Origin of the sequence: Neolewinella lacunae, from assembly GCF_014349155.1 — a bacterium.
GTDB classification, from domain to species: Bacteria; Bacteroidota; Bacteroidia; order Chitinophagales; family Saprospiraceae; genus Neolewinella; species Neolewinella lacunae.
Genome location: NZ_JACSIT010000149.1, coordinates 1 through 19623 on the forward strand (window position 1 = coordinate 1; position 19623 = coordinate 19623).

At 58.4% G+C, this 19623-nt stretch carries 18 protein-coding genes; 10 read left to right on the top strand and 8 right to left on the bottom strand.

Translation table 11 applies throughout. The annotated features are described in order from the left end of the window. Nucleotides 1-139: 139 nt before the first annotated feature. Nucleotides 140-1393 (bottom strand): IS256 family transposase, encoded by a 1254-nt coding sequence (locus H9S92_RS18040; protein ID WP_187465088.1) that lies wholly within the window; start codon nt 1391-1393, stop codon nt 140-142. 186 nt (nt 1394-1579) lie between these two features. After that, the gene (locus tag H9S92_RS18045; protein WP_187468098.1) at nt 1580-2695 is read right to left on the bottom strand and encodes a glycosyltransferase family 4 protein; all 1116 of its coding nucleotides are present in this window, start codon (nt 2693-2695) and stop codon (nt 1580-1582) included. Between the two features lie 110 nt (nt 2696-2805). On the opposite strand from H9S92_RS18045, the gene H9S92_RS18050 reads away from it, so the two are divergent. Continuing rightward, the gene (locus tag H9S92_RS18050) at nt 2806-3579 is read left to right on the top strand and encodes a hypothetical protein (RefSeq protein WP_187468099.1); all 774 of its coding nucleotides are present in this window, start codon (nt 2806-2808) and stop codon (nt 3577-3579) included. A 411-nt stretch (nt 3580-3990) separates the two neighbouring features. Here H9S92_RS18050 and H9S92_RS18055 read toward each other — a convergent pair whose 3' ends face one another. Further along, nucleotides 3991-4476, bottom strand: coding sequence for a regulatory protein RecX (locus tag H9S92_RS18055; RefSeq protein ID WP_187468100.1), 486 nt, complete (start codon nt 4474-4476; stop codon nt 3991-3993). 150 nt (nt 4477-4626) lie between these two features. Between H9S92_RS18055 and H9S92_RS18060 the strand changes: the two genes are divergently transcribed. Together H9S92_RS18060 and H9S92_RS18065 are read left to right on the top strand one after the other, a co-directional pair. Next, on the top strand, nt 4627-5472 hold the full coding sequence (locus H9S92_RS18060) for a mechanosensitive ion channel family protein (protein ID WP_187468101.1): 846 nt from the start codon (nt 4627-4629) through the stop codon (nt 5470-5472). A 126-nt stretch (nt 5473-5598) separates the two neighbouring features. After that, nucleotides 5599-6417 (top strand): mechanosensitive ion channel family protein, encoded by an 819-nt coding sequence (locus tag H9S92_RS18065; RefSeq protein ID WP_187468102.1) that lies wholly within the window; start codon nt 5599-5601, stop codon nt 6415-6417. A 25-nt stretch (nt 6418-6442) separates the two neighbouring features. Here the strand turns inward: H9S92_RS18065 and H9S92_RS18070 are convergent, their stop codons facing one another. From H9S92_RS18070 to H9S92_RS18085, 4 genes are all read right to left on the bottom strand, one after another. Continuing rightward, nucleotides 6443-7246, bottom strand: coding sequence for a pseudouridine synthase (locus H9S92_RS18070; protein ID WP_187468103.1), 804 nt, complete (start codon nt 7244-7246; stop codon nt 6443-6445). A gap of 152 nt (nt 7247-7398) precedes the next feature. Next, nucleotides 7399-8544 carry a family 16 glycosylhydrolase gene (locus tag H9S92_RS18075; RefSeq protein WP_187468104.1) on the bottom strand — a complete coding sequence of 382 codons (1146 nt, stop codon included), beginning with the start codon at nt 8542-8544 and terminating at the stop codon, nt 7399-7401. A 185-nt stretch (nt 8545-8729) separates the two neighbouring features. Then, nucleotides 8730-9206 carry a Dps family protein gene (locus H9S92_RS18080; RefSeq protein WP_187468105.1) on the bottom strand — a complete coding sequence of 159 codons (477 nt, stop codon included), beginning with the start codon at nt 9204-9206 and terminating at the stop codon, nt 8730-8732. A 102-nt stretch (nt 9207-9308) separates the two neighbouring features. After that, nucleotides 9309-11288, bottom strand: coding sequence for a tetratricopeptide repeat protein (locus H9S92_RS18085; RefSeq protein ID WP_187468106.1), 1980 nt, complete (start codon nt 11286-11288; stop codon nt 9309-9311). Nucleotides 11289-11397: 109 nt separating this feature from the next. On the opposite strand from H9S92_RS18085, the gene surE reads away from it, so the two are divergent. The 7 genes from surE to H9S92_RS18120 all read left to right on the top strand — a co-directional run bounded on the left by surE (nt 11398) and on the right by H9S92_RS18120 (nt 17531). Next, nucleotides 11398-12234 (top strand): 5'/3'-nucleotidase SurE, encoded by an 837-nt coding sequence (gene surE, locus H9S92_RS18090; RefSeq protein WP_187468107.1) that lies wholly within the window; start codon nt 11398-11400, stop codon nt 12232-12234. A gap of 469 nt (nt 12235-12703) precedes the next feature. After that, nucleotides 12704-13033: a monothiol bacilliredoxin BrxC family protein gene (locus tag H9S92_RS18095; protein WP_187468108.1), complete on the top strand. Its 330-nt coding sequence runs from the start codon at nt 12704-12706 to the stop codon at nt 13031-13033. 126 nt (nt 13034-13159) lie between these two features. Continuing rightward, the gene (locus H9S92_RS18100; RefSeq protein WP_187468109.1) at nt 13160-14029 is read left to right on the top strand and encodes a YitT family protein; all 870 of its coding nucleotides are present in this window, start codon (nt 13160-13162) and stop codon (nt 14027-14029) included. Nucleotides 14030-14212: 183 nt separating this feature from the next. Further along, on the top strand, nt 14213-14863 hold the full coding sequence (locus H9S92_RS18105) for a spermidine synthase (protein ID WP_187468110.1): 651 nt from the start codon (nt 14213-14215) through the stop codon (nt 14861-14863). A gap of 126 nt (nt 14864-14989) precedes the next feature. Beyond that, nucleotides 14990-15358, top strand: a complete 369-nt coding sequence (locus H9S92_RS18110) for a hypothetical protein (RefSeq protein WP_187468111.1) — start codon at nt 14990-14992, stop codon at nt 15356-15358. A gap of 59 nt (nt 15359-15417) precedes the next feature. Continuing rightward, nucleotides 15418-15714: a hypothetical protein gene (locus H9S92_RS18115; protein WP_187468112.1), complete on the top strand. Its 297-nt coding sequence runs from the start codon at nt 15418-15420 to the stop codon at nt 15712-15714. A 32-nt stretch (nt 15715-15746) separates the two neighbouring features. After that, complete coding sequence (locus H9S92_RS18120) at nt 15747-17531, top strand: aminopeptidase P family protein (protein WP_187468113.1); 1785 nt, start codon at nt 15747-15749, stop codon at nt 17529-17531. Between the two features lie 187 nt (nt 17532-17718). Here the strand turns inward: H9S92_RS18120 and H9S92_RS18125 are convergent, their stop codons facing one another. Then, on the bottom strand, nt 17719-19314 hold the full coding sequence (locus H9S92_RS18125; RefSeq protein ID WP_187468114.1) for a M20/M25/M40 family metallo-hydrolase: 1596 nt from the start codon (nt 19312-19314) through the stop codon (nt 17719-17721). Nucleotides 19315-19623 lie beyond the last annotated feature (309 nt).

The window sequence follows — 19623 nt, forward strand, 5'->3', positions numbered from 1 at the left end:
GGGATAGTTCAATTAAGTGTGTCTGGGTTAGTTATTACTCTATCGCAAGGCGTAGCCTTGCGACGAGCGCGCGATCCGCGCCGCACAGTCGGAGGCCGAAGGCCGGAGACTGCGCGGCGCGGATCGCGCGCTGCCATTTTTAGCTTGGCCCCATGTGCTTGGTTACCCGATCCCCATACAGCTTAACCAGATCGCGCTGGATGGCCTTCCAGCCATACGCCTGTTTGCGCCACGACTTCTCGTTATGCATTAGGCTCAGGTACACCTGCTTCATCAAGGCCGTATCTGATGCCCAGGCAGCCTTGCCCTTGATGAGTTTACGGATGATTCGGTGGACGGCTTCCACGGGGTTGGTCGTATAGATCATTCGACGTAGGGCTATCGGGAAGTCTAGGAAGGCCATCAGCTCATCCCAATCACGACGCCAACTGACGACGATACTGCTGTACTTGTGACCCCACTCTACCTCAAAAGCCTCTAGGGCTGTTGCTGCTGCCTCCTGAGTGTCCGCCTTGTAAACCGCCTTCAAACCTCTTACCACCGCCTTCATGTCCTTGTCATCTACGAAGCGCGTGGTGTTGCGCATCTTATGCACCAGGCACTTCTGGACCACCGTGGCCGGGAAGACATCATTCATCGCCTCACTAAAGCCCGTCAAGTCATCCGTGCAGAAGACTAAAACGTCCTCGACGCCACGAAACTTTAAGTCCTCAAGTACCAGTCCCCATTGGTTAGCACCCTCATTTTCAGACATATACATGCCCAATAGGTCCCGATTACCGTGACCGTCAACAGAGTAAACAGTGTAGAACGCACGGCTGGAGTACTTGCCCTCGTGGCGGACTTTGAAATGGATCGCATCCATGTAAATTACGGCATAGAACTCTAAAAGTCGGCGGTTACGCCACTCTTGAATGACTGGAAGTACCTGGTCCGTAATGGCCGATATCTTGCCCGCCGAAATGTCCACCCCAAACATCGTCTGGAGCAACCGCTTAATGTCCTCAACCGAATTACCCTGCGCATACAGAGCTAGTATCTGCGTGTCCAAACCACTCGATAGCTCTCGCTCTCGCTTGGGTACTAGCTGGGGCTCAAAGGTCCCCTGCCGGTCCCGCGGCGTACGGATCGACAAGGGGCCAGCTTCGGAAAGAATCGTCTTGTCGGTGTAGCCGTTACGCTTGTTCTCCTCCCCTTGGGCTCTCGTCTCAGCAACATGGCCTAGGACCTCGCCGTCCAGGGCGGCATTAACCATCGTCTGGAGCAGATGAGCAAACGGGCTACCTTGCTCTAGTAGGGGTTTACGCGAGTAAAGCTGCTCGTGCATCTGCCGGAACTGCTCAGGATCGCTGAACAACTCTTCCAGCGTGGGATTTTTACTTTTCTTTGCCATAAATCACGAATCTAAGTTGTGTGAATGTAGACACACTTAGATGAACAGTCTCCAGTTTAGTAGTTCCCAGTCGATAGTTCATCGTTTCTAGTCGATAGTTCATAGTTCCTGATCGATAGCTAATCAACCGAACCATGAACCATGAACTACTGAACTATGAACTATGAACTATGAACTACTGAACCCCTAAACCAAACCACAAACCCGCTGATACGCCTCGTGCAAATCCCTAACCGTTTTATCCGCCTGGAAGTGTTCAGTGACGTAAGCCTTGCCTGCGGGCCCCAGGGTTTCGCGCAGGGGGGCTTCCTCGGCAATGCGCACCATGGCCGCCAGCAGGGCGTCTTCGTCCCGGGCGGGAATGATGAGGGCCGTTTTGCCGTCAATGCCCAGGCCCCGGTTGCCGCCAATGTCGGTCATGACCGTCGGCCGGCCCAGGAACATGCTCTCCAGCAAGACTTTGCTCAATCCCTCGCCCTTCACGCTGGGCAGCAGACTGACGTCAGCGGCGGCCAACAAGCGCAGCGCGTCGGTCCGGAAGCCAGCAAAAGTGTAGCTGTGGGAGTAGTAGCTGTCGGCCAGGTCCGATTCCAGCTCCGGCGTCTGCAGGCCCCGGCCCACGAAGAGGAAGTGCAGGCCCAGGTCGGGCGGCAGGCGGCGGATGGCCGTACCCAGGTAATCCATGCCCTTCATCCGCCGCGCGTTGGCCAGGATGATGACGGTCAGCTGCGCAAGGTCGATGCCGAATTCTTCCTCCAGGTTCGCCGGAACAATGTCGGCGTACCAGGCGGGGTCGTGGCCCTTGCCTACCACGATGGTCTTGTCCTTATCGAAGAAGGGTAGGGCATCGAAAGCGTCTTTTACCGCCTGGCTGACGCAAATGATGGCGTCTACCCGCCGGTTGAGGTGCTGAAAATAGGCGGAAGGGTCCCACCAGTGGACGTTGCCGGTGTAGCCCCGGTAGGTGACGACCTTGCCCGGCCAGCCCTTCGCCGCGCGGATGCCCGCCACGATGCTTTTGTTGTTGAAAAGGTGCAGAACGTCGTAGTGCTGCCGGTCCAGCTCCTGCCGAATGCCCGCCGCGTCGGCCCGGCCAAATTTGCTGGCCGGGTGCCAATCGATGATGCGGACGCCGCCCGCTTCTAATTCATCGAGGTAGTTGGCGCCTTCCCGCCGCGTCATCAGCGTAATGCGGTAGCCGTAGTCCTTCACCAGCCCCGTAAACCAGCGCCCCTCCGGACGAACAGCGTGATAGCTATCGCGGTAATCACTGACAACCAGAATGGAAAGGGATTGGGCCATGGGGCAAAGGTAGCATTTTACCTTTCCTGGCAAATTGGCGAACGGCAACGCCCCAGCTCCTGCCACCTGTTAAAGCACACCGCCCCCCGGCGCTTTTTCGTTAGCCACCTATGCAGCGAACCCTTCTTGGCCTCTTACTCATTTTTTCTGCCACCGCACTCTCCGCCCAAAGACGGGGGCCCGAAGCCTACCACCGCGGGGTGAGCATTGCCGTGGAGCTGGGGCTGGAAACGGAGCGCCGGGAGACCTACTCCCTCTTTCTGCGGAATCCCCCGGTTCTGCCCAACCCCGAAACGCCCCAGCCCCCGCCCATCCTCCTGGTACGGCCAGGCAACGATACCCTCCGGTATTTTTTCCAGGAGGATACCGACTTTTCCGGTCGCCCCGCCCGCCGCACCCAGCGCTATAACTTTCAGGTGAAGCTGGAAAAGAAATTGCTGAGCGGAATGGAATTCGGCGGCGGCGTGTTCTTCAGCAGCGGGAGCCTCGATACGGAACTGGAAAACCCCGCTGCCCCTTTCGATGATTTCGCCTACCGCGTCAGCAAGGTCGATTACCTCAAATACGGCGTCTCCGCCATCCTCAAATTCCACCTGTTCCAACACCGTCGCCTGCAGCCCCACCTGGGCATCCAACCCTTGTTCCACTTGGAACGGGTGAACGCACTGGAACGGAGCGTAATCTTTCCCGCTTACGGCATCGAACACCCCGTCGCTCTGCCCCCCGATCCCTACACTTTTTTTGTACTCGATCTGCGCCTGCTCTGCGGCCTGAGCTACTCCCTGACGGATAGGTTCCTCCTCGGCCTCAACGCCGTAGGCTTTTCCGCAACCCGCCGGGCGTACCTGGGCCTGGAATGGAAGTATCGGTTGACGGACTATTAGCTTAATGAGTGAATGCGTGAATGAGCGAATGAGTGAATAAAAGCCGGTGGAAGCAGGGCATAAAAAGTGTAACAAAATAATTTTTCGCTGACTTCCCTATTGGCAAATCCTAGTGTAAAATGCTGATAATCAAATATTTTCACAATATTACGTTTTCAAAATCGGATTTTTGGGAGGAATAGCATCTCCCTGCATGCCCACCCCGTGCGGTACCCAATCGCTGCGCGGCAGTATGTCCCGTGCCATAGCCTGCCTCATGCGGCAGCCAATTAACTGCGCTGCTGCCTACGGCGGTCGATTATTCGATTATTCATTTATTCAACTATTGTACAAGTGCGGCAGCCTATCCCGTGCGGCAGCCCACTAGCTGCGCTGCTGCCTACGGCGGTCACGCATTCACGCATTCACGCACTAGAGCCCTAAGCGATTAATCGCCTCCCAAGCCAGTTCCGACTCGTAGCCCCGCTGAAAAAGGTAGTCCGCCAGCTTCCGCCGCCGCAGGTAGGGGTGGAGTCCCTTCTTTTCTTTCCGGTTGCGCCGGAGCAGCTCTTCTTCCAACGCCTGCTGGTATTCTTCGTCCGATATTTCCTGAAGCGCCTTGTTGATGCAGTAGGGGGAAATTTCCCGCTGCCGCAGTTCCTGGGTGATTTTTTGCCGGCCCCAGCGTTTCATCCGGAACTTGCCCCGGGCGAAGTTGCGGGCGTAGCGCTCCTCGTCCAGAAATTTTTCGCTGATCAGGTCGGCAATAACCGCTTCGCCGGCTTCCCCCCCGTAGCCCAGCGTGTAAAGCTTGTTCCGGGCCTCCTGGTGGCAACGGTCCTGGTAGGCGCAAAAAGTCCGCAGCGCCTCCAGCGCCTGGGGGTGGGTGTAAACGACCTTTTGCTCTTTATTAAACAATTTGTAGTTGTTGGGTGGGGTAAAAATACAAATTTTATGCCAACCTCCAAGGCCGGCTCCGGTTAGTATTGCTTGTTAGGACTTTCGTCCGCTAATATTCATCCATTCGTTTGGTGCTTAATCTGCCAGGCGAATGAAGTAAAAAATCCCATGGACTTCGATTTTACTGCATTCTGGACCAAGTACGAGGCCGTACTGCTGGTCATCGGCGCCAAAATTCTCGCGGGCGTCTTCATCTTGGTAGTTGGCTTTTGGCTCATTGGATGGATGGCCCGCCAACTTGGCCACCTGCTCCAAAAGCGGCAGATTGACATCAGCGTGGCGGGTTTTCTTACCAGCTTTTTCAGCGTCGGACTCAAAATTTTGCTGGTGCTTTCCATCGCTGGCATGTTCGGGGTGGAAACGACGTCGTTCATCGCCATCCTCTCCGCACTTTCCCTGGCCGTGGGGCTGGCCCTTCAGGGCAATCTCGGGCACTTCGCCAGCGGCATCCTCCTACTGAGCTTCCGGCCCTTCCGGGTCGGGGATTTTGTTACCGCCGACGGCTACTCGGGCACCGTCAAAGAAATTCAGGTTTTCCACACCATCCTCACGACCCTGGATAATCGTCTGATCATCATCCCTAATGGCAAGGTGATGGGCAACGCCATCGAAAACATGACCGCCCAGGGCTTCCGGCGTGCCGACTTCACCTTCGGCATCGGCTACGGAGACGACATCGATAAGGCCCGCGCCGTAATCGCCGAAGTCATCAACGCCACCCCCGGCATTTTGCTGGAGATGAACTACGACATCCTCGTCAAAAAACTCAACGACAGCAGCGTGGATTTTGCCGTGCGCTTCTGGACCGATAACGCCAATTACTGGCCCGTTTTTTTCCACTTTACCGAACACGTAAAAAAGGCTTTTGACGCCGCAGGCATCGGCATTCCCTTTCCGCAAATGGACGTCCACCTCAAGTCCGCACCCCCTCCGCCGAAGGAATTGGGTGTTTAAAGGTGCTTTTTTGGGGGCGACTAAAATTCCTCCCCTGCCAGGCATTGAGATCTCCGCCCAACGGTGCTATTTTTCCACCGCTGCCCCGCGCCGGGGCTGGCGATTAAACGGAAACTTGCACTATTTATGGACCTCAATTTTATTACCGACGAGCACTGGGCGCTCGTTACTGCCTACGCCGTAAAAGCAGCGGGTGCGCTCCTCGTCTTGTTCATCGGCTTCTGGATTGCCAACGCGCTGACCAAAGTAGTGGGCCGGCAAATGAGCCGCAGCGACGTAGACCAAACCATCATCAATTTCATCCGCTCGCTGGTTAGTACCGGCCTGAAAATCCTGGTCATCATTGCCGCTGCGGGCATGGTAGGGGTAGAAACGGCCAGCTTCATCGCCGTATTCGGGGCCCTGGCCTTTGCGGTCGGCCTGGCCCTGCAGGGCACGCTGGGGCACTTCGCCAGCGGCATCATGCTCCTCTTTTTCCGTCCTTACAAAGTGGGCGATCTCGTAACCATTGGCGGCGGACAAACCGGCACGGTCAAGGAACTGCAAATCTTCAACACCGTCTTGGCAACGCTCGATAACAAGCGCGTCATCGTCCCCAACGGCACCGTCACCAGCAACATCATCACCAACATCAGCGGCCAGGGCATCATTGGCGTTGAGCTGAAGTACGGCATCGGCTACGGAGACAGCATCGATAAGGCCCGCGCCGTCATTCTGGCAGTGGGCAAGGAATGCCCCTGGATCCTGGAAAATCCCGCCCAGGGCGTCGTCGTGGCCGAACACGGAGACAGTTCCATCAACCTCGCCACCCGCCCCTTCTGCAACAGCGAACACTACTGGGATACCTTTTTCTATATGCAGGAAAACGTCAAAAAGGCCTTTGATCGCGAAGGCATCAGCATTCCCTTCCCGCAGCGCGATGTGCACCTGATCCAACCCAAGTAGGCCCACTAGTGGATGGGGCGCCGTTTCAACTGAAGTGGCGCACCATCCGCACCTCTTCTTCCGTCAGGTGGCGGTAAAAGCCCCGGGGAAGGTCTTTTTTGGTCAGGCCGGCCAGGTACACCCGGTCGAGTTTTTCCACCGTGTAGCCCAGGTGCTCAAAGGCGCGACGGACAATCCGGTTGCGGCCAATGTGGATCTGCAAGGCCACCGTTTTGGGGTCGGCTTCGTCGGCCAACCGGGCCCAGCTGACGTTGAAGGGACCGTCGTCCAGGTCAAAGCCAATCTCCAGCCGGGCCAGGTCGCTCAGGGCGAAGTCGCGGTCGAGGGTAGCGTGGTAAATTTTGCTGACGCGGTGGCTGGGGTGGGTGAGGCGTTTGGCGGTGTCTCCGTCGTTGGTGATGAGGAGCAGGCCGGTGGTATCGCGGTCGAGCCGCCCGACGGGAAAAAGGCGGTAGGGAGTGAGTTGAGGGTCTCGCAGAAGGTCCATCACCGTCGTGCGGTCCTGCTCGTCGCTCGTCGTCGTAATCACGTTGCGGGGCTTGTTGAGCAGGATGTAGACGAAGCGTTCGTCGGGCCGCACTGTTTTGTTGCCTACACTGACTTCATCGCCCGCCTGGATCTGGTAGGCAGGGTTGGACTCCACCCGCCCGTTTACCTTTACTTTGCCGGCCTTCACCAGGTCGCCCGCCTGCCGGCGGCTGGCCACGCCGCTGTGGGCAATGTATTTGTTGAGGCGCATCCCGATGATGTCGTCCACGGGGCGATCCAGCCCGGGGGGCGTGGCGGAGTTCCGGGCCTGGGAACGTTGGAAGTAACGAGGGGTTTTCATTGCTGCAAGGTAGGGAGTTTGCCAATTCATAGTTGATCGTGCACCAGGCAGCAACTGCACGATGAACTATCGACTACTGGACGGATAAAGATGGCGCGGCCGCAGGTGCTGTGCCCGTCGTTTGAAAGAGCAAGGAATGAAAAAGGCCAGCCTTACTCCTTAACCACCTGCACACTGTAATTGCGGTTCCCCAGTTGCAGGTGAAGGGAATAAACGCCACCCGGCAGGTGCCCCAGCGAAGACAAAGTGAAGTCATTGGACTCCACCCGGTAGGTCCCTACCAACTCACCGCTGACGTTGTAAAGACTGGCTTTGGCCGGCAAAGGGAATTGAAAATCGATGGATCCACTCAGCGTTTCCCGGAAAGGACTGGGGAATATGCGGATGCCAGAGGCGGCGTCTATCGGCGTTGTCGCTACCGTGCCTTCCTGGAAAACACGGACGTAATCGAATACCAAATCACCGCTCTGGAAGCTGCTCTCGATGCTGGGCTGGATGGCAAAATTGAGCAGGAGGTATTGCTCGGCGTGGAAAGGCCAGGTGCTGGCGTTGCGCACCGCAGGCCGGTAGGTGTAGTGTACTACGTCGTCAACGCTGAAGACCAGTTGTTCGGCCGTCCACTCCAGTGCATAGACGTGAAATTCGTTGGAAACAGTAGGGATGCTGCGTCCGCCGTGGTTGACGGTATTGCCAAAGCTTGAGGGAGTATGGATGGCACTTTGCACAAAATTCTGGTTGTTTCCCCAGTGCTCCATGATGTCAATTTCGCCGCACGCCGGCCAGCCCGTGGTGCCGAAGCCTTGGGTCTGCCAGTAGGCACCCGTTTCGGTGATGTTTTTCCCTAGCGTCCAGATGGCCGGCCAGGTACCTATCCCCCTGGGCAGTTTGGCCCTGACCTCCACGCGGCCATAGGTAAAGGCAAACCTCGAGTTCAGACGCGCCGAGGTGAATTGCTTGGTATGGCCCTGGTTGGTGTAGGTCTCGCGCTGGGCCCGGATGGTCATCAGGCCGTTTTCGAGAAAGGAGTTGTCCGTCCGGTCCGTATAATGTTGGATCTCTCCGTTGTACCAACTGCCACCATCGGGCAGGCGCGTCTGATGAAACCATTTGCTGGTATCAATTGCTCCCGTACCTTCAAATTCGTCCGACCACACCAATCGGTCAAAAGTCGTCGTGCTGCTGCTTGGGCGGACCGTATCTACCTGCGTGGGGGCTGCCTCCACCGGCCACCCGTTCACCAGTCCTAAGGGTAAAAGGAGCAAAAATGGGTTTAAGAAGAACAGTAACGGCTTTTTCATTGGTTGAGGGGATTTTGCGGCGCATTAGTCCGGGCACCTTACCAAAGGTAGGATTTTTAAGCTAAATGCCCGTTGGGCGTGGATACTGACCAGCCTACCCCCCTTGTTCTACTTCCAAAACCCTGGCGCTTGCTGGGGGGAAGCACTGCGCAGTAAACCCCAGGAAATTTAGACAGGCGCTAAGCTCAGCTTTTGAGAAAAGCAGAATACATCCAAACCATTTTTTCCTGTGTACGGATGTAGTCGCTCATCAGGGCATTTGTGCCCTCGTCGCCCGCCTCGCTTGCCAGTTGAAGCACTTCCCTTTGCATGACGATGACGGTTTGGAAGCTATCCAGTATGGCCCTCACCGCCAGCATCCCATCCGATTGTTTGGCACTTTCCTGGATGGACGCCAGTTGTACGTAATCCGAGTAGTTGTGCGCAGGGGTTTGGCCCAGGGTCAGAATACGCTCCGCAATTTCATCGATCTTGAGCAAAAGGTCGTTGTACAATTCCTCAAACTTTACGTGCAGTTCAAAGAATTTTTCCCCTTTGATGTTCCAATGAAAGCCCCGGGTGTTCTGATAAAAAAGGGAGTAATTGGCCAGCAAAACATTCAACTTCTCGGCCAGTTCAATGGCTTTGTCTTGTTCTAACCCAATGGCATTCAACGTAGGCATGGTAAGTGTTTTTGGCCGTAGTAAATAATGATCTACGAAAACACCCGTAGCCGTTTATAGGTTGTCGACGCCAGCGATTTTTGACCGTGGTTGGCGGCAATATTACTGCCCACCCAATCGCTCCGCCCGGATGCCGGGCTTGATTACTTCGGCGGCCTGAAACTGTTGCTGGGCCGCTTCGATCTGCCCGGCGTTGTAGAGTGCGGTGCCGTAATTCCACAGGGCGTCGGCATTAGCGGGCTGGACCTGGGCGGCGCGGCCGAAGTAGCTCACCGCTAGGTCGTTGCGGCCAGAAACGCCGTTGGCCACGCCCAGCAGGCGGAGGGTTTCGTAGTCGTTAGGAGCCAGTTGCTCCGCCCGGCCGAGGTAGGAGAAGGCGGCGGCCAGGTCGCCGCGTTCCTCGCCGGCGTTGCGGCCAGCGGAGACGAGCGCGATCAGCAGGTTATCCTGCGCCGCTTGGTAATCGACGTTGATGGCCAGCACCCGCTCGTAGTCGGCAATGGCCGCATCGTAGTCTTTCAGCAGCAAATTGGCGTTGCCCCGCAGCAGGTAGGCGTTCAGGTAGGTAGGGTGGATGGCCAGGGCGGCGTTGAGGTCTTCGCGCGCGGCGGTGAGAAGGCCCTGGTTGGCGGCCTGGCTGCTGGCCGGCAGTTGCTGGTAGCGGTCGATCCGGACTCCCCCCGCCGCGTTGCGCAACTTGGCACTGTTGGGCTGCCGCAACACATCGGTGGTAAAAAGGGTAAAGTTGTCTTTCCACACGGGGTTGCGTACCAGCGTGGCCACCCCGAAGAGGAGCACCAGACCGGGAATCACCCAAGCCAGCCCCCGGCCACAACGCTCGCTCAGCGCCGCCAACCCGGCCGTCAGCGCCACCGCCCAGCCCAACGAGGGCATGAAAAGGAAACGTTCGGACATGTTCGTGCCCACACTAAAAAAGACGTTGCTGACGATGGACAGCGAGGCCAGGTAGATCAGGATGCCCAGCGCCACCATCGGTCGCTGCCGCCAGCGCAACAGCGCGTAGCCCGCCAGGCCCAGGTGCAGCAGCAAACCCAGCCAGGGCGTCAGCGCCCCCCAGCTTTGCACCGGCACCGCCCGGGGGTAGTAATCGTGCACCAGGCCGGTAGGAACAAACAGCAAACGCAGGTACTCCCACAGTGTATGCATGACCGTGGCCAGGCGGTCCGCCCCCGAAAGGGCCACCCAGTTGCCATTCTTCAGCTCCAGAAAAGGATTGTTGAGGAGCTCCATAACGGGCTCGCCGAGGGAAAAACCGATCACGGCACTGCGGATTGCCAGAAAAACTGCGGCGGCTACCACCGTCGGCAAATAGTAACGGAGCCGGCCCAGCCCCGTCTTCCCCTGCTCCCTGAACAACAACAGCACCGGAGGAATGACGGCGAGAAAGGTAATCGCATTCTCCTTAGCCAGGCATCCGAGAAAGAACAACCCGGCACCTGCGACCGCGCCCCAAAACCATTCCCGTTCCGCCGCCCGCCACACCAGCAACGTTGCGCCGACGGCCCCGAGCAGGGCCAGGATTTCGTCGCGCCCCTTGATGTTGGCCACCACCTCGGTATGCAGCGGATGCGCGGCAAACAAGGCCGCCGTCGCCAACGCAAACCACCAGGGCAAAGCCGGACGCGTGCGCGCCAGGTCCCGCAGGAAAAGAAAAATAACCAGCGTGAGGCCACCGTACCAGAGCACGTTGAGCAGATGGTGCAAAAACGGCCCTTCACTCAGCTGCCGCTCCACCGCAAAAAGGGCCAGCGTCAGGGGCCGGTAGCGCCCGCCTGCCACGAGGCTGGCCTTGCTTTCGTCCTGAAAAAAGCCATAAAAGGTATCGTAACTGAACAATTCCGGCCATCCGGCAATACCCTTTTGGACAATCACATTATCGGTAATCACAATCGCATCGTCCAAAGCGAAATCGTGGCCCAGCGTATTGACGTAGAGCAGGCACGCCAGCAGGAAAAGTCCTCCCAACTGTACCCGCAGGCGAAGGAACCAGGGCAGCGCCGCAGGCGCGGCAGGGGACGGGGGCGCGGCGGCCACTTGCGGTTTTTTCGACTTTTTTGCCATGGCCTAAATGTACGCAGCCAGCGGAAAGTACGGGAAGTTGCCGTCATTTTAAGCCCCGGAGCCGGGCAATCTGCCTTAGCTTTGCCCGCGCACCCCAAAATCTTAGCCCATGCCCCTCATACTGGTAACCAACGACGACGGCATTACTGCCAATGGCATCCGCGAATTAGTCAGCATTGCCCGGGAGTACGGCGACGTGCTGGTGGTCGCACCCGATAGCCCGCAATCGGCCCAGGGCCACGCCATCACCATCGAGCGGCCCGTTTTTGTGCGCGAAAGCGACGTCTTCGGGCCTAAGGTAGAGTCTTACGAATGCAGCGGAACGCCGGTGGACTGCGTGAAAATTGCCAAGAGCGTTTTGCTGCACGGCCGCAAGCCCGACCTCTGCGTTTCGGGCATCAATCACGGCAGCAACGCGGCGATCAACATCCTCTATTCCGGCACCCTTTCGGCGGCCATGGAGGCGAGCCTGGAGGGCATCCCCAGCATCGGCTTCAGTTTTCTGGATTACCGGGCCGATGCCGACTTTACGCCCTGCCGCCCCTACGTCCATCAGCTCATCCAACACGTTTTGCAGAACGGCATGGAGGCCGGCAGCCTCTTCAACGTCAACATCCCCAAGCTGGAGGAGGGGCAAATCAAGGGCCTGAAGGTATGCCGGCAGGCCGAAGCCCGGTGGGTGGAGGAGTACCAGCGCGGCGAAGACCCCCGCGGCCGGCCCTATTACTGGCTGACCGGCCGCTTCGTCAACGAAGACGAACGCCTGGATACCGACGCCCTGGCCCTGCAATCGGGCTACGTCTCCCTCGTACCCAGCCACCACGACCTGACCAATTACGCCGCCCTCGATCGCCTCAAAGCGCTCGAAGGTGCCCTCCAACCGCCACAAACGCCCGGCCAGCCGCGTACCGGACCCGTAAAGAACCAGCAACTGGAGCAGTTTTAAGCCCTACCGTTCCCGACCAGCAAACCCCTTCCGGCGGGGTGCGCTGACCGTTCAGTCTGCCAAAACCGCCGCTCCGTAGACGGTTATGGTGCCCTGTTGTACGCACCATTTCTCCGCTTAACTTTGCGTGACAGACAATCTCAGGAAAATACCTTGGACCGGCCCGATAGGCCATGTTTTCGACAGCCTCGCTCCGGTGGGGGTCATTATCTCATGAGAGTATTGCGAGTATTTATTCTCTCCGGATCGTTCACGAAGATGAGAATACCCACCATCTGCTAATCCGGCTTCTCAACGCGCGGTCCGTACCAACGGGCCGCGCGTTCGTTTGTTGGCTTTTTTTGTTGGCCAATATTTTGCGGTGGGCGCGGCCGCAGGTGCTCCAGAAAGTTGCAGAAGCAAGGTGCGGAAGCGCCAAAGAACCATCCCCCCACCAAGGCGTTGGATTGGGAAACCCCCGGCTTTTCCCATGTTCCACATCATGCACAACACGGCAGATTTTGACGCCGCCCTGGCCGCCAGCCACGAGCAAGCCATCGTTTTGTTCAAGCACAGCGCCAGCTGCCCCTTCAGCGCCGTTGCGCAGTTGGAAGTGGCCCACGCCAAAGACGCGCTGGAGGTGTACGGCATCGTTGTGCAATACACCGAAGCCCTGAAAATCGAGATTGCCGAACGGCTGGGGATCGCCCACCGCAGTCCGCAGGCCATCATCATCCACAAAGGCGAAGCGAAGGCCGAGTACTGGCGCAGCCAAATCAAAGAAAAACAGCTCAAAGAGGCCATCCGCGCCCTTGGATAGGGTGGGCGTACGGCGGAGCGGTGGTATTTTGGGCTTTCTCCGGTCCGGTGGCGGGTGCTGGTCTCTCGGCCCTCCCCTGCGCAATTCTCCTTATTTCTTCGATTTTCCATTCCCAAGTTCTGGCCCATGCCCACTCCCCAAACCTTACGTACTTCCCTGACGGACGCCTTCTTCATCATTGTGGGGGTGCTCTGCGCCGCTTTCAGCCTGGAGGGCTTTTTGCTGCCGAATGCCTTCATCGATGGTGGGGTGACGGGCATTTGCCTGTTGATTACCGGGGTGACGGGCTGGCCCTTGCCGGTGCTTCTGGTCGTTGTCAATATCCCTTTTCTGGTGCTGGCCAATTCGGTGGTGGGCCCGCGTTTTGCGCTCAAGACGGGGCTGGCCATTGCGCTGTTGGCGGCGGTGATCCTCTTCGTGCACTTCCCGCAGCTTACGCAGGATAAACTGCTGGTATCCGTCTTCGGGGGATTTTTCCTGGGGGCGGGCATCGGGCTTTCCATGCGGGGTGGCAGTGTGCTGGACGGAACGGAGGTGCTGGCCATTTTCCTGAGCCGCCGGCTGGGGGCCAAGGTGAGCGACTGGGTCATCATCATCAACGTCGCCATTTTCTCCGTTGCCGCCATGCTGCTTTCCATTGAACAGTCGCTCTATTCCTTACTGACCTATATTGTGGCCTCCAAGGCACTGGACTTCATCGTAGACGGCGTGGAGGAATATACCGGGGTTACCATCATCAGTCCGCAGAGTGAAGACATCCGCATTGCCCTCATCGAAGAAGTAGGCTGCGGTGTGACGATCATCAACGGACAGGGTGGCTTCGGAGCCCGCGGGGAATTGAAAGAGCTTGACCTGCTCTACGTAGTCGTTACCCGCCTGGAAATCCACAAGCTCACCACCGTTGTCCGCCACCGCGACCCCAAGGCCTTCATCACCATGAGCAGCATCAACGACGTCTACGGGGGAATGGTTAAAAAGCGAAATGCCGTAGGCTAGCGCACCATCAAGGCTTTTCCGCCTCCAAAATCTGACATCCAACATCTGACATCCAACATCTGACATCCAACATCTGACATCCAACATCTGACATCCAACATCTGACATCAAACATCTGACATCAAACATCTGACATCAAAAATCCCCCGCTATCGCTATTGGCTGAGCTACCTCTGGGAGCAGGTGCTGGAAACAACGGCGTCTGACTACAATGCTTTTTTGCAGGTGAGTTTGGTTCATGGCCGCCTTCAGCTGGTGGCGGAGGAGGCGATTTACAGTTTCGGGGATTATTACCTGAACTTTCGCAAGGTCTTCGAAGTCTTCGATTTTGGGCAGTTGCCCGAGCGGGCGTCGGTCCTCGTACTGGGTCTGGGCCTGGGCAGCATCCCCGAGTTGCTGGCCCTCAGGCACGGGCTGGCCTACGCCTACGTCGCCGTAGAGATCGACCCCGTCATCATTGAATTGGCTGCGGAGTACAGCCTGCCGGCGCTCGACGTACCCCTGGAAATTCACCACGCCGATGCCTACGCCTTTTTGCAGCTTGACGACCGGCGTTACGACCTCATCTGCGTCGATGTTTTCCAGGACGCGACCGTTCCTGAACACCTGGGCGGGACAGATTTTCTCGACCTGCTAAAGGAAAGCCTGGCCCCCGGCGGTGCCATCATCTACAACCGTTTGGCCGATACCCTGCTGCACAAGCGGCAGGCCCGGGCCTACTTCGAGGACGTTTTCGGGCCGGCCTTTCCAAAGAGTGCGCTGTTTGACTCTGGGGGCAATTTTATGCTGGTCAACGAGGCCCGCTTCGTGGAGGCTGCCGCCGGAGCGGGGTAGCCTTACCTTGCTACTTTGTCCCTTCCCTGGCACCTGCGTCCGCGCCCAATGTTTTTTTAGAGGCTGCGGGCAACTTGTCTGTTACACCCGCTAGCGTGACTCCGGGGAAAAACTTATCTTAGCCCAATGAAAAGGACCTGCCCTGAATGCGGCGATGAATACACCGGCCGCTCCGATAAAAAATTTTGCTCTTCGCCCTGCCGCGCCGCCCACCACAACCGGCTGAACGCCGAAGACACGGCTTTTCAACGCAACGTCAACAATATCCTGCGCCACAACCGCAACGTGCTGGCCGAGCTTAACCCCGAAGGCAAGGCCAACGTCCGCCGCGAACGCCTGATTGACCGCGGCTTTAAATTCCGCTATTTCACCAATGAATACCGGACGCGCAACGATACCCTCTACCACTTTTGCTACGACTACGGCTACCGCGTGGAAGACACCCCCGATAGCGAATGGGTTTTCCTCATCAAGCGCCAGGAATACGTTGAGTGACCTTGGCGCGTTATAGTAGTGGGCTGCACCAAACGCCTACCACCTCCTAAGCAATACCCATGGTATCAAAATACGACCATCTTTTAGTCGGACTGCTCACCTCTGTGGTGATTTCTTTCATCGCCTACGCGCTGCTGATCCAGGGGGTGGAATGGGCCTCGGGCCTGGCCGAGCGTAATATTGTGTTCCAGCCGCGTACGGTGGCCCTGATGGCGATTTGCCTCAACGTGCTGCCCATGAATTACTTCCGCCGCCGCTACCACAACCGGAGCCTGCGGGGGCTCGTCATCGGTACGATGCTTATGGCTACCCTCTGGTTTGTCTACTACGGCCGCGATTTGCTCAACGGTGGGTAGCTTGCTTAAGCTATTTTTTCTACCTTTCGCGGATGACCGTAACCGACAAAATCGCCGCCCTCCGCCGGGCCATGCTGGAGAGCCAGCTCGATGCCTACATCGTTCCTTCCACGGACCCTCACCAGAGTGAATACCCGGCCCCGCGCTGGGCCGCCCGGGAGTGGACCTCGGGCTTCACGGGCTCCTCCGGGACGCTGGTGGTCACGCTCCACGAAGCCCGATTGTGGACGGACAGCCGCTACTTCATCCAGGCCGAGACCGAACTGGCGGGCAGTGGCATCAGCATCATGCCCGAGCGGGTGCCCAACGCCGTATCGATTGAAGACTGGCTGGGGTCGACCCTGTTGGCCGGACAAAACGTGGGGGCTGACGGCCGCGTCATCAGCGTAAACACCGCCCGGCGGATGCGCGACGCGCTGGCCAAGAAGGACCTGCACTTGCTTCTGGACGACGACCTTTTTCAGCGTATCTGGCTCGCCCGCCCCGCCGTACCCAGCCGACCAGTATTCGAGCACGCCGCCGCATTCAGCGGGGAAACCTGGCAAGTCCGCCTCACCAGGATGACGGAATGGGTCCGGGGGAAAGACCTGGGCTACTACGTTGTTACTGCCCTGGATGAGATTGCATGGCTGCTGAACCTGCGGGGCAGCGACATTGACTTTAACCCCCTCTGCGTAGCCTATCTCGTGGTAGGCAGCGGCGGAGACCATGCGCTGTTCGCTGCCCCCCGCCCCGGCTTTACGGCCTGGACGGAAGCTCCCCCCGCCGGCCACCAGCTGGAAGTGTACGATTACGACAAGATCAGCAGCTACCTGCGCCGCATCAATGCCCTGGATGCCGACGTCGGATTGGACGCCGCCACCTGTTCCGCCCGCCTCTACCTCCACGCTGGCGAAGACCGCGCGGAAACGATTCCCAGCCCCATCCCCGGCTGGAAGGCCATCAAAAACGAGGTGGCCCTGGATCACCTGCGGCAAACCATGCGCCACGACGCCGTAGCCCTGCTGCGCCTTTTTCGTTGGCTCCCCGGGGCCGTGGCCGAGGGGGTCGATGAAGATGGCGTTGCCCGACACCTCACCAGCCTGCGTGCCGAACAGCCGCATTACGTAAGCGACAGCTTCAACGCCATCGTCGGCTACGGCGGCAACGGGGCCATCGTGCATTACCACGCCCCGGCCATCGGCTCGGCCACGCTGGAAGCTACGGGAATCCTCCTGCTCGATTCCGGGGGACAGTACCTGAGTGGCACCACCGACATCACCCGCACGGTAGCTCTGGGGCCAACCACCGGGGAGATGCGCCGCGATTTTACCCTCGTTTTGCAGGGACACATTGATCTGGCCATGGCCCGCTTCCCCCGGGGCACTTCGGGGGCCCAGCTCGACATCCTGGCGCGGCAACCCCTTTGGCAGGTACACCAGGACTACGGCCACGGCACCGGCCACGGCGTCGGCTTTTTCCTCAACGTCCACGAAGGTCCCGCCAGCATCAGCCAACAACCCAAGTCGCCCAACACCCAGTATCCCCTGGAACCGGGCATGGTATTGAGCAACGAGCCGGGCTTCTACCGTACGGGCGCTTACGGGCTGCGGGTGGAAAACCTGGTGGCGGTAGTCCCGGCTGCCGTGGAGGGCTGGCTCGAATTTGAGACGCTGACGCTGTTTCCCATCGACCAAAGCCTGATCGTGCGGGAAATGCTCACGGCCCAGCAGTTGGACTGGCTCAATGCCTACCATTCCCGCGTTTTGGCCGAAGTAGGGCCTCTGTTGGAAGGCGACGAACTGGCCTGGCTGGAGGTCGCTTGTAGGGCGCTGTAGGGGAGATATTTAGGAAATCAATTCGTTATTTGGGTGCGGCTCCCTTTGCGCTGGGCTCGTACTTTCGAACATGTTCGAATGTTCGGGGGGCTGTTGCGTTTGGCTCGTACTTTCGAACATATTCGAATGTTCGCCGGAGGGGGGCACTCAACCCCTTACCAAGCAACCCCCTAAGATATACCGTCCACTACCGACCGGGCAATTCCTCCGCCAGTACGCCGTAGAGCGTTTCAGCACCGCTGAAGTAATTTTTCAGCAGGATGTTTTCGTTGGGGCTATGCTGGTTATTGTCGGGGTTCACCAGGGGCAACACCACGGCAGGAGCGTCCAGTATCGTAACGAAAGGGGCGATGGGTACCGAGCCGCCCATGGTGCGGATCAGGATGGGCTCGCGCTGGAAAGTCCGGTGGAGGGCACTGCGCAGCCACTGTACGGTGGGCCCGTTGAGGTCGGTCCGGAAGGCTCCGTAGCTGGTGGTGCCAGCAAAACTGGCCAGACGGGGATGGCGGGCGCGTTCTTCGTCGGTGGGTTCACGGCCTTCGGGAATGAGGTAATAGCCCTGGGCTTCGAGGTGTTTGCGGATGAGTTCCAGGAGCCGGTCGCCGTCGGATTCCTGGACGAGGCGGAGGTCGAGATTGGCTACCGCCGTGGCGGGGATGATGGTCCGGGCGGCGGCGCCTACCCAGCCGCTCTGGATGCCTTTGATGTTGAGGCTGGGGTATTGCAGGGCTTCCTGGAGATTTTCGCCCACGCCATCGGGCGTACGGAAACCGATGCGGCGGTGGATTTCGTCGGCATCGTCGGGGACGCTGGCGAGTTGCCGCCGGGTGGCGTCGTCTAGCGTGATGCCATCGTAAAAGCCGGGGATGGTCACGCGGCCCGCTTCGTTTTTCATGGAGGCCAGGAGTTGCGCCAGGCGCAGGGCGGGGTTGGGGGCGTAGTTGCCGTAGTGGCCGCTGTGCTGGGAAAGCTTGGGGCCGTAAACCGTAAGGCGGGCCGAAGCAATGCCCCGCGCTCCACCGACGATGGTGGGGGCGTTGATGGCGTGTACCGGCCCGTCCAGAATGATCAGGTGGTCTGCGGCGAGGTCCGCGCGGTGGGTTTCGACGGCCCCGGGCAGGTCGGGGCTGCCGGCCTCTTCCATGGGGTCGACGATGAATTTTACGTGATAATTGGGCCGTTTGCCGCTGGCGATGAGGTGATCCCAGGCCACCAAAAAGAGCAGGATGGGGGCTTTGGCGTCGGAGCTGGAGCGGGCAAACAGGCGCACGTCGGTTGTCTCCGGCGCAGTGGGGCGGGTGGCCACGCGGGTGTATTCGATGATGCCGTCGGCGCGGCTGTCCATTCGGCCGTACACCGGTTGAAAAGGCGGGGCGAGCACCCACTTGCTCACGTCCACGGCCTGCCCATCGACGTGGCCGTAAAAGAGTACCGTCTCGGCTTGGGGCGTAGCGGCCTGGTAGTGGAAGAGCAGGAGATCCAGTCCAGCGTTTTTCAGTCGCTTGCCGACGAAGCCGCGTTGGGCGAAGGCTTTTTCTACCCACTGCAGGTTGGGTTCGATTTGCCCTTCCACGCGGGCGTCGTTGGGCAGGGCCAGAAATTCTTCAAAAACATCGAGCGATTCCAGCGTGCGTTGGTAAAGCGTCTTACCACCGGCATCTCCGGGCGTACTGCTGCGGGGCGTAGCTTGCTGGGCGCGGCCGCAGGTGCAAATGATCAGGACAAGGAGCAAGGGAAGGACGCCACGCCGGCCGGCCCGTACGATGGAAATTATTGTTTTCATTGGGCTAAGGTAAGGGGAAGTGCGCGTTGTACAATCATCTTTCCAGCATTCGCAATTTCACCTCATTGCGAAGAAGAATTTTACGAGGAGCCTTGAATTTGACCCAAGGTGATTCCAGTAGGCAGAATAGCAGTAGAGCAAAACTCTCTGTTGTAATCGCTTCTCTATTCGAAGGTGTAAATCAATGACGGGAAATTTATTTTTAAAAATATCTCTCCACCTATTGCTTTAATGACCAGAGTGTCCTACTTTTGTAGAGTATTCATATTGATAACCCCTTTTAACCAGCCAAGTGATGGAGGCTATTTT

Bases quoted from the DNA above. Each gene is read 5' to 3' on its own strand.
- H9S92_RS18050 (WP_187468099.1), top strand. From the start codon at position 2,806: ATGCAGCGAACCCTTCTTGGCCTCTTACTCATTTTTTCTGCCACCGCA.
- surE (WP_187468107.1), top strand. From the start codon at position 11,398: ATGCCCCTCATACTGGTAACCAACGACGACGGCATTACTGCCAATGGC.
- H9S92_RS18125 (WP_187468114.1), bottom strand. From the start codon at position 19,314: ATGAAAACAATAATTTCCATCGTACGGGCCGGCCGGCGTGGCGTCCTT.
- H9S92_RS18065 (WP_187468102.1), top strand. From the start codon at position 5,599: ATGGACCTCAATTTTATTACCGACGAGCACTGGGCGCTCGTTACTGCC.
- H9S92_RS18045 (WP_187468098.1), bottom strand. From the start codon at position 2,695: ATGGCCCAATCCCTTTCCATTCTGGTTGTCAGTGATTACCGCGATAGC.
- H9S92_RS18060 (WP_187468101.1), top strand. From the start codon at position 4,627: ATGGACTTCGATTTTACTGCATTCTGGACCAAGTACGAGGCCGTACTG.
- H9S92_RS18095 (WP_187468108.1), top strand. From the start codon at position 12,704: ATGTTCCACATCATGCACAACACGGCAGATTTTGACGCCGCCCTGGCC.
- H9S92_RS18075 (WP_187468104.1), bottom strand. From the start codon at position 8,544: ATGAAAAAGCCGTTACTGTTCTTCTTAAACCCATTTTTGCTCCTTTTA.
- H9S92_RS18110 (WP_187468111.1), top strand. From the start codon at position 14,990: ATGAAAAGGACCTGCCCTGAATGCGGCGATGAATACACCGGCCGCTCC.
- H9S92_RS18070 (WP_187468103.1), bottom strand. From the start codon at position 7,246: ATGAAAACCCCTCGTTACTTCCAACGTTCCCAGGCCCGGAACTCCGCC.
- H9S92_RS18115 (WP_187468112.1), top strand. From the start codon at position 15,418: ATGGTATCAAAATACGACCATCTTTTAGTCGGACTGCTCACCTCTGTG.
- H9S92_RS18040 (WP_187465088.1), bottom strand. From the start codon at position 1,393: ATGGCAAAGAAAAGTAAAAATCCCACGCTGGAAGAGTTGTTCAGCGAT.
- H9S92_RS18085 (WP_187468106.1), bottom strand. From the start codon at position 11,288: ATGGCAAAAAAGTCGAAAAAACCGCAAGTGGCCGCCGCGCCCCCGTCC.
- H9S92_RS18100 (WP_187468109.1), top strand. From the start codon at position 13,160: ATGCCCACTCCCCAAACCTTACGTACTTCCCTGACGGACGCCTTCTTC.
- H9S92_RS18120 (WP_187468113.1), top strand. From the start codon at position 15,747: ATGACCGTAACCGACAAAATCGCCGCCCTCCGCCGGGCCATGCTGGAG.
- H9S92_RS18080 (WP_187468105.1), bottom strand. From the start codon at position 9,206: ATGCCTACGTTGAATGCCATTGGGTTAGAACAAGACAAAGCCATTGAA.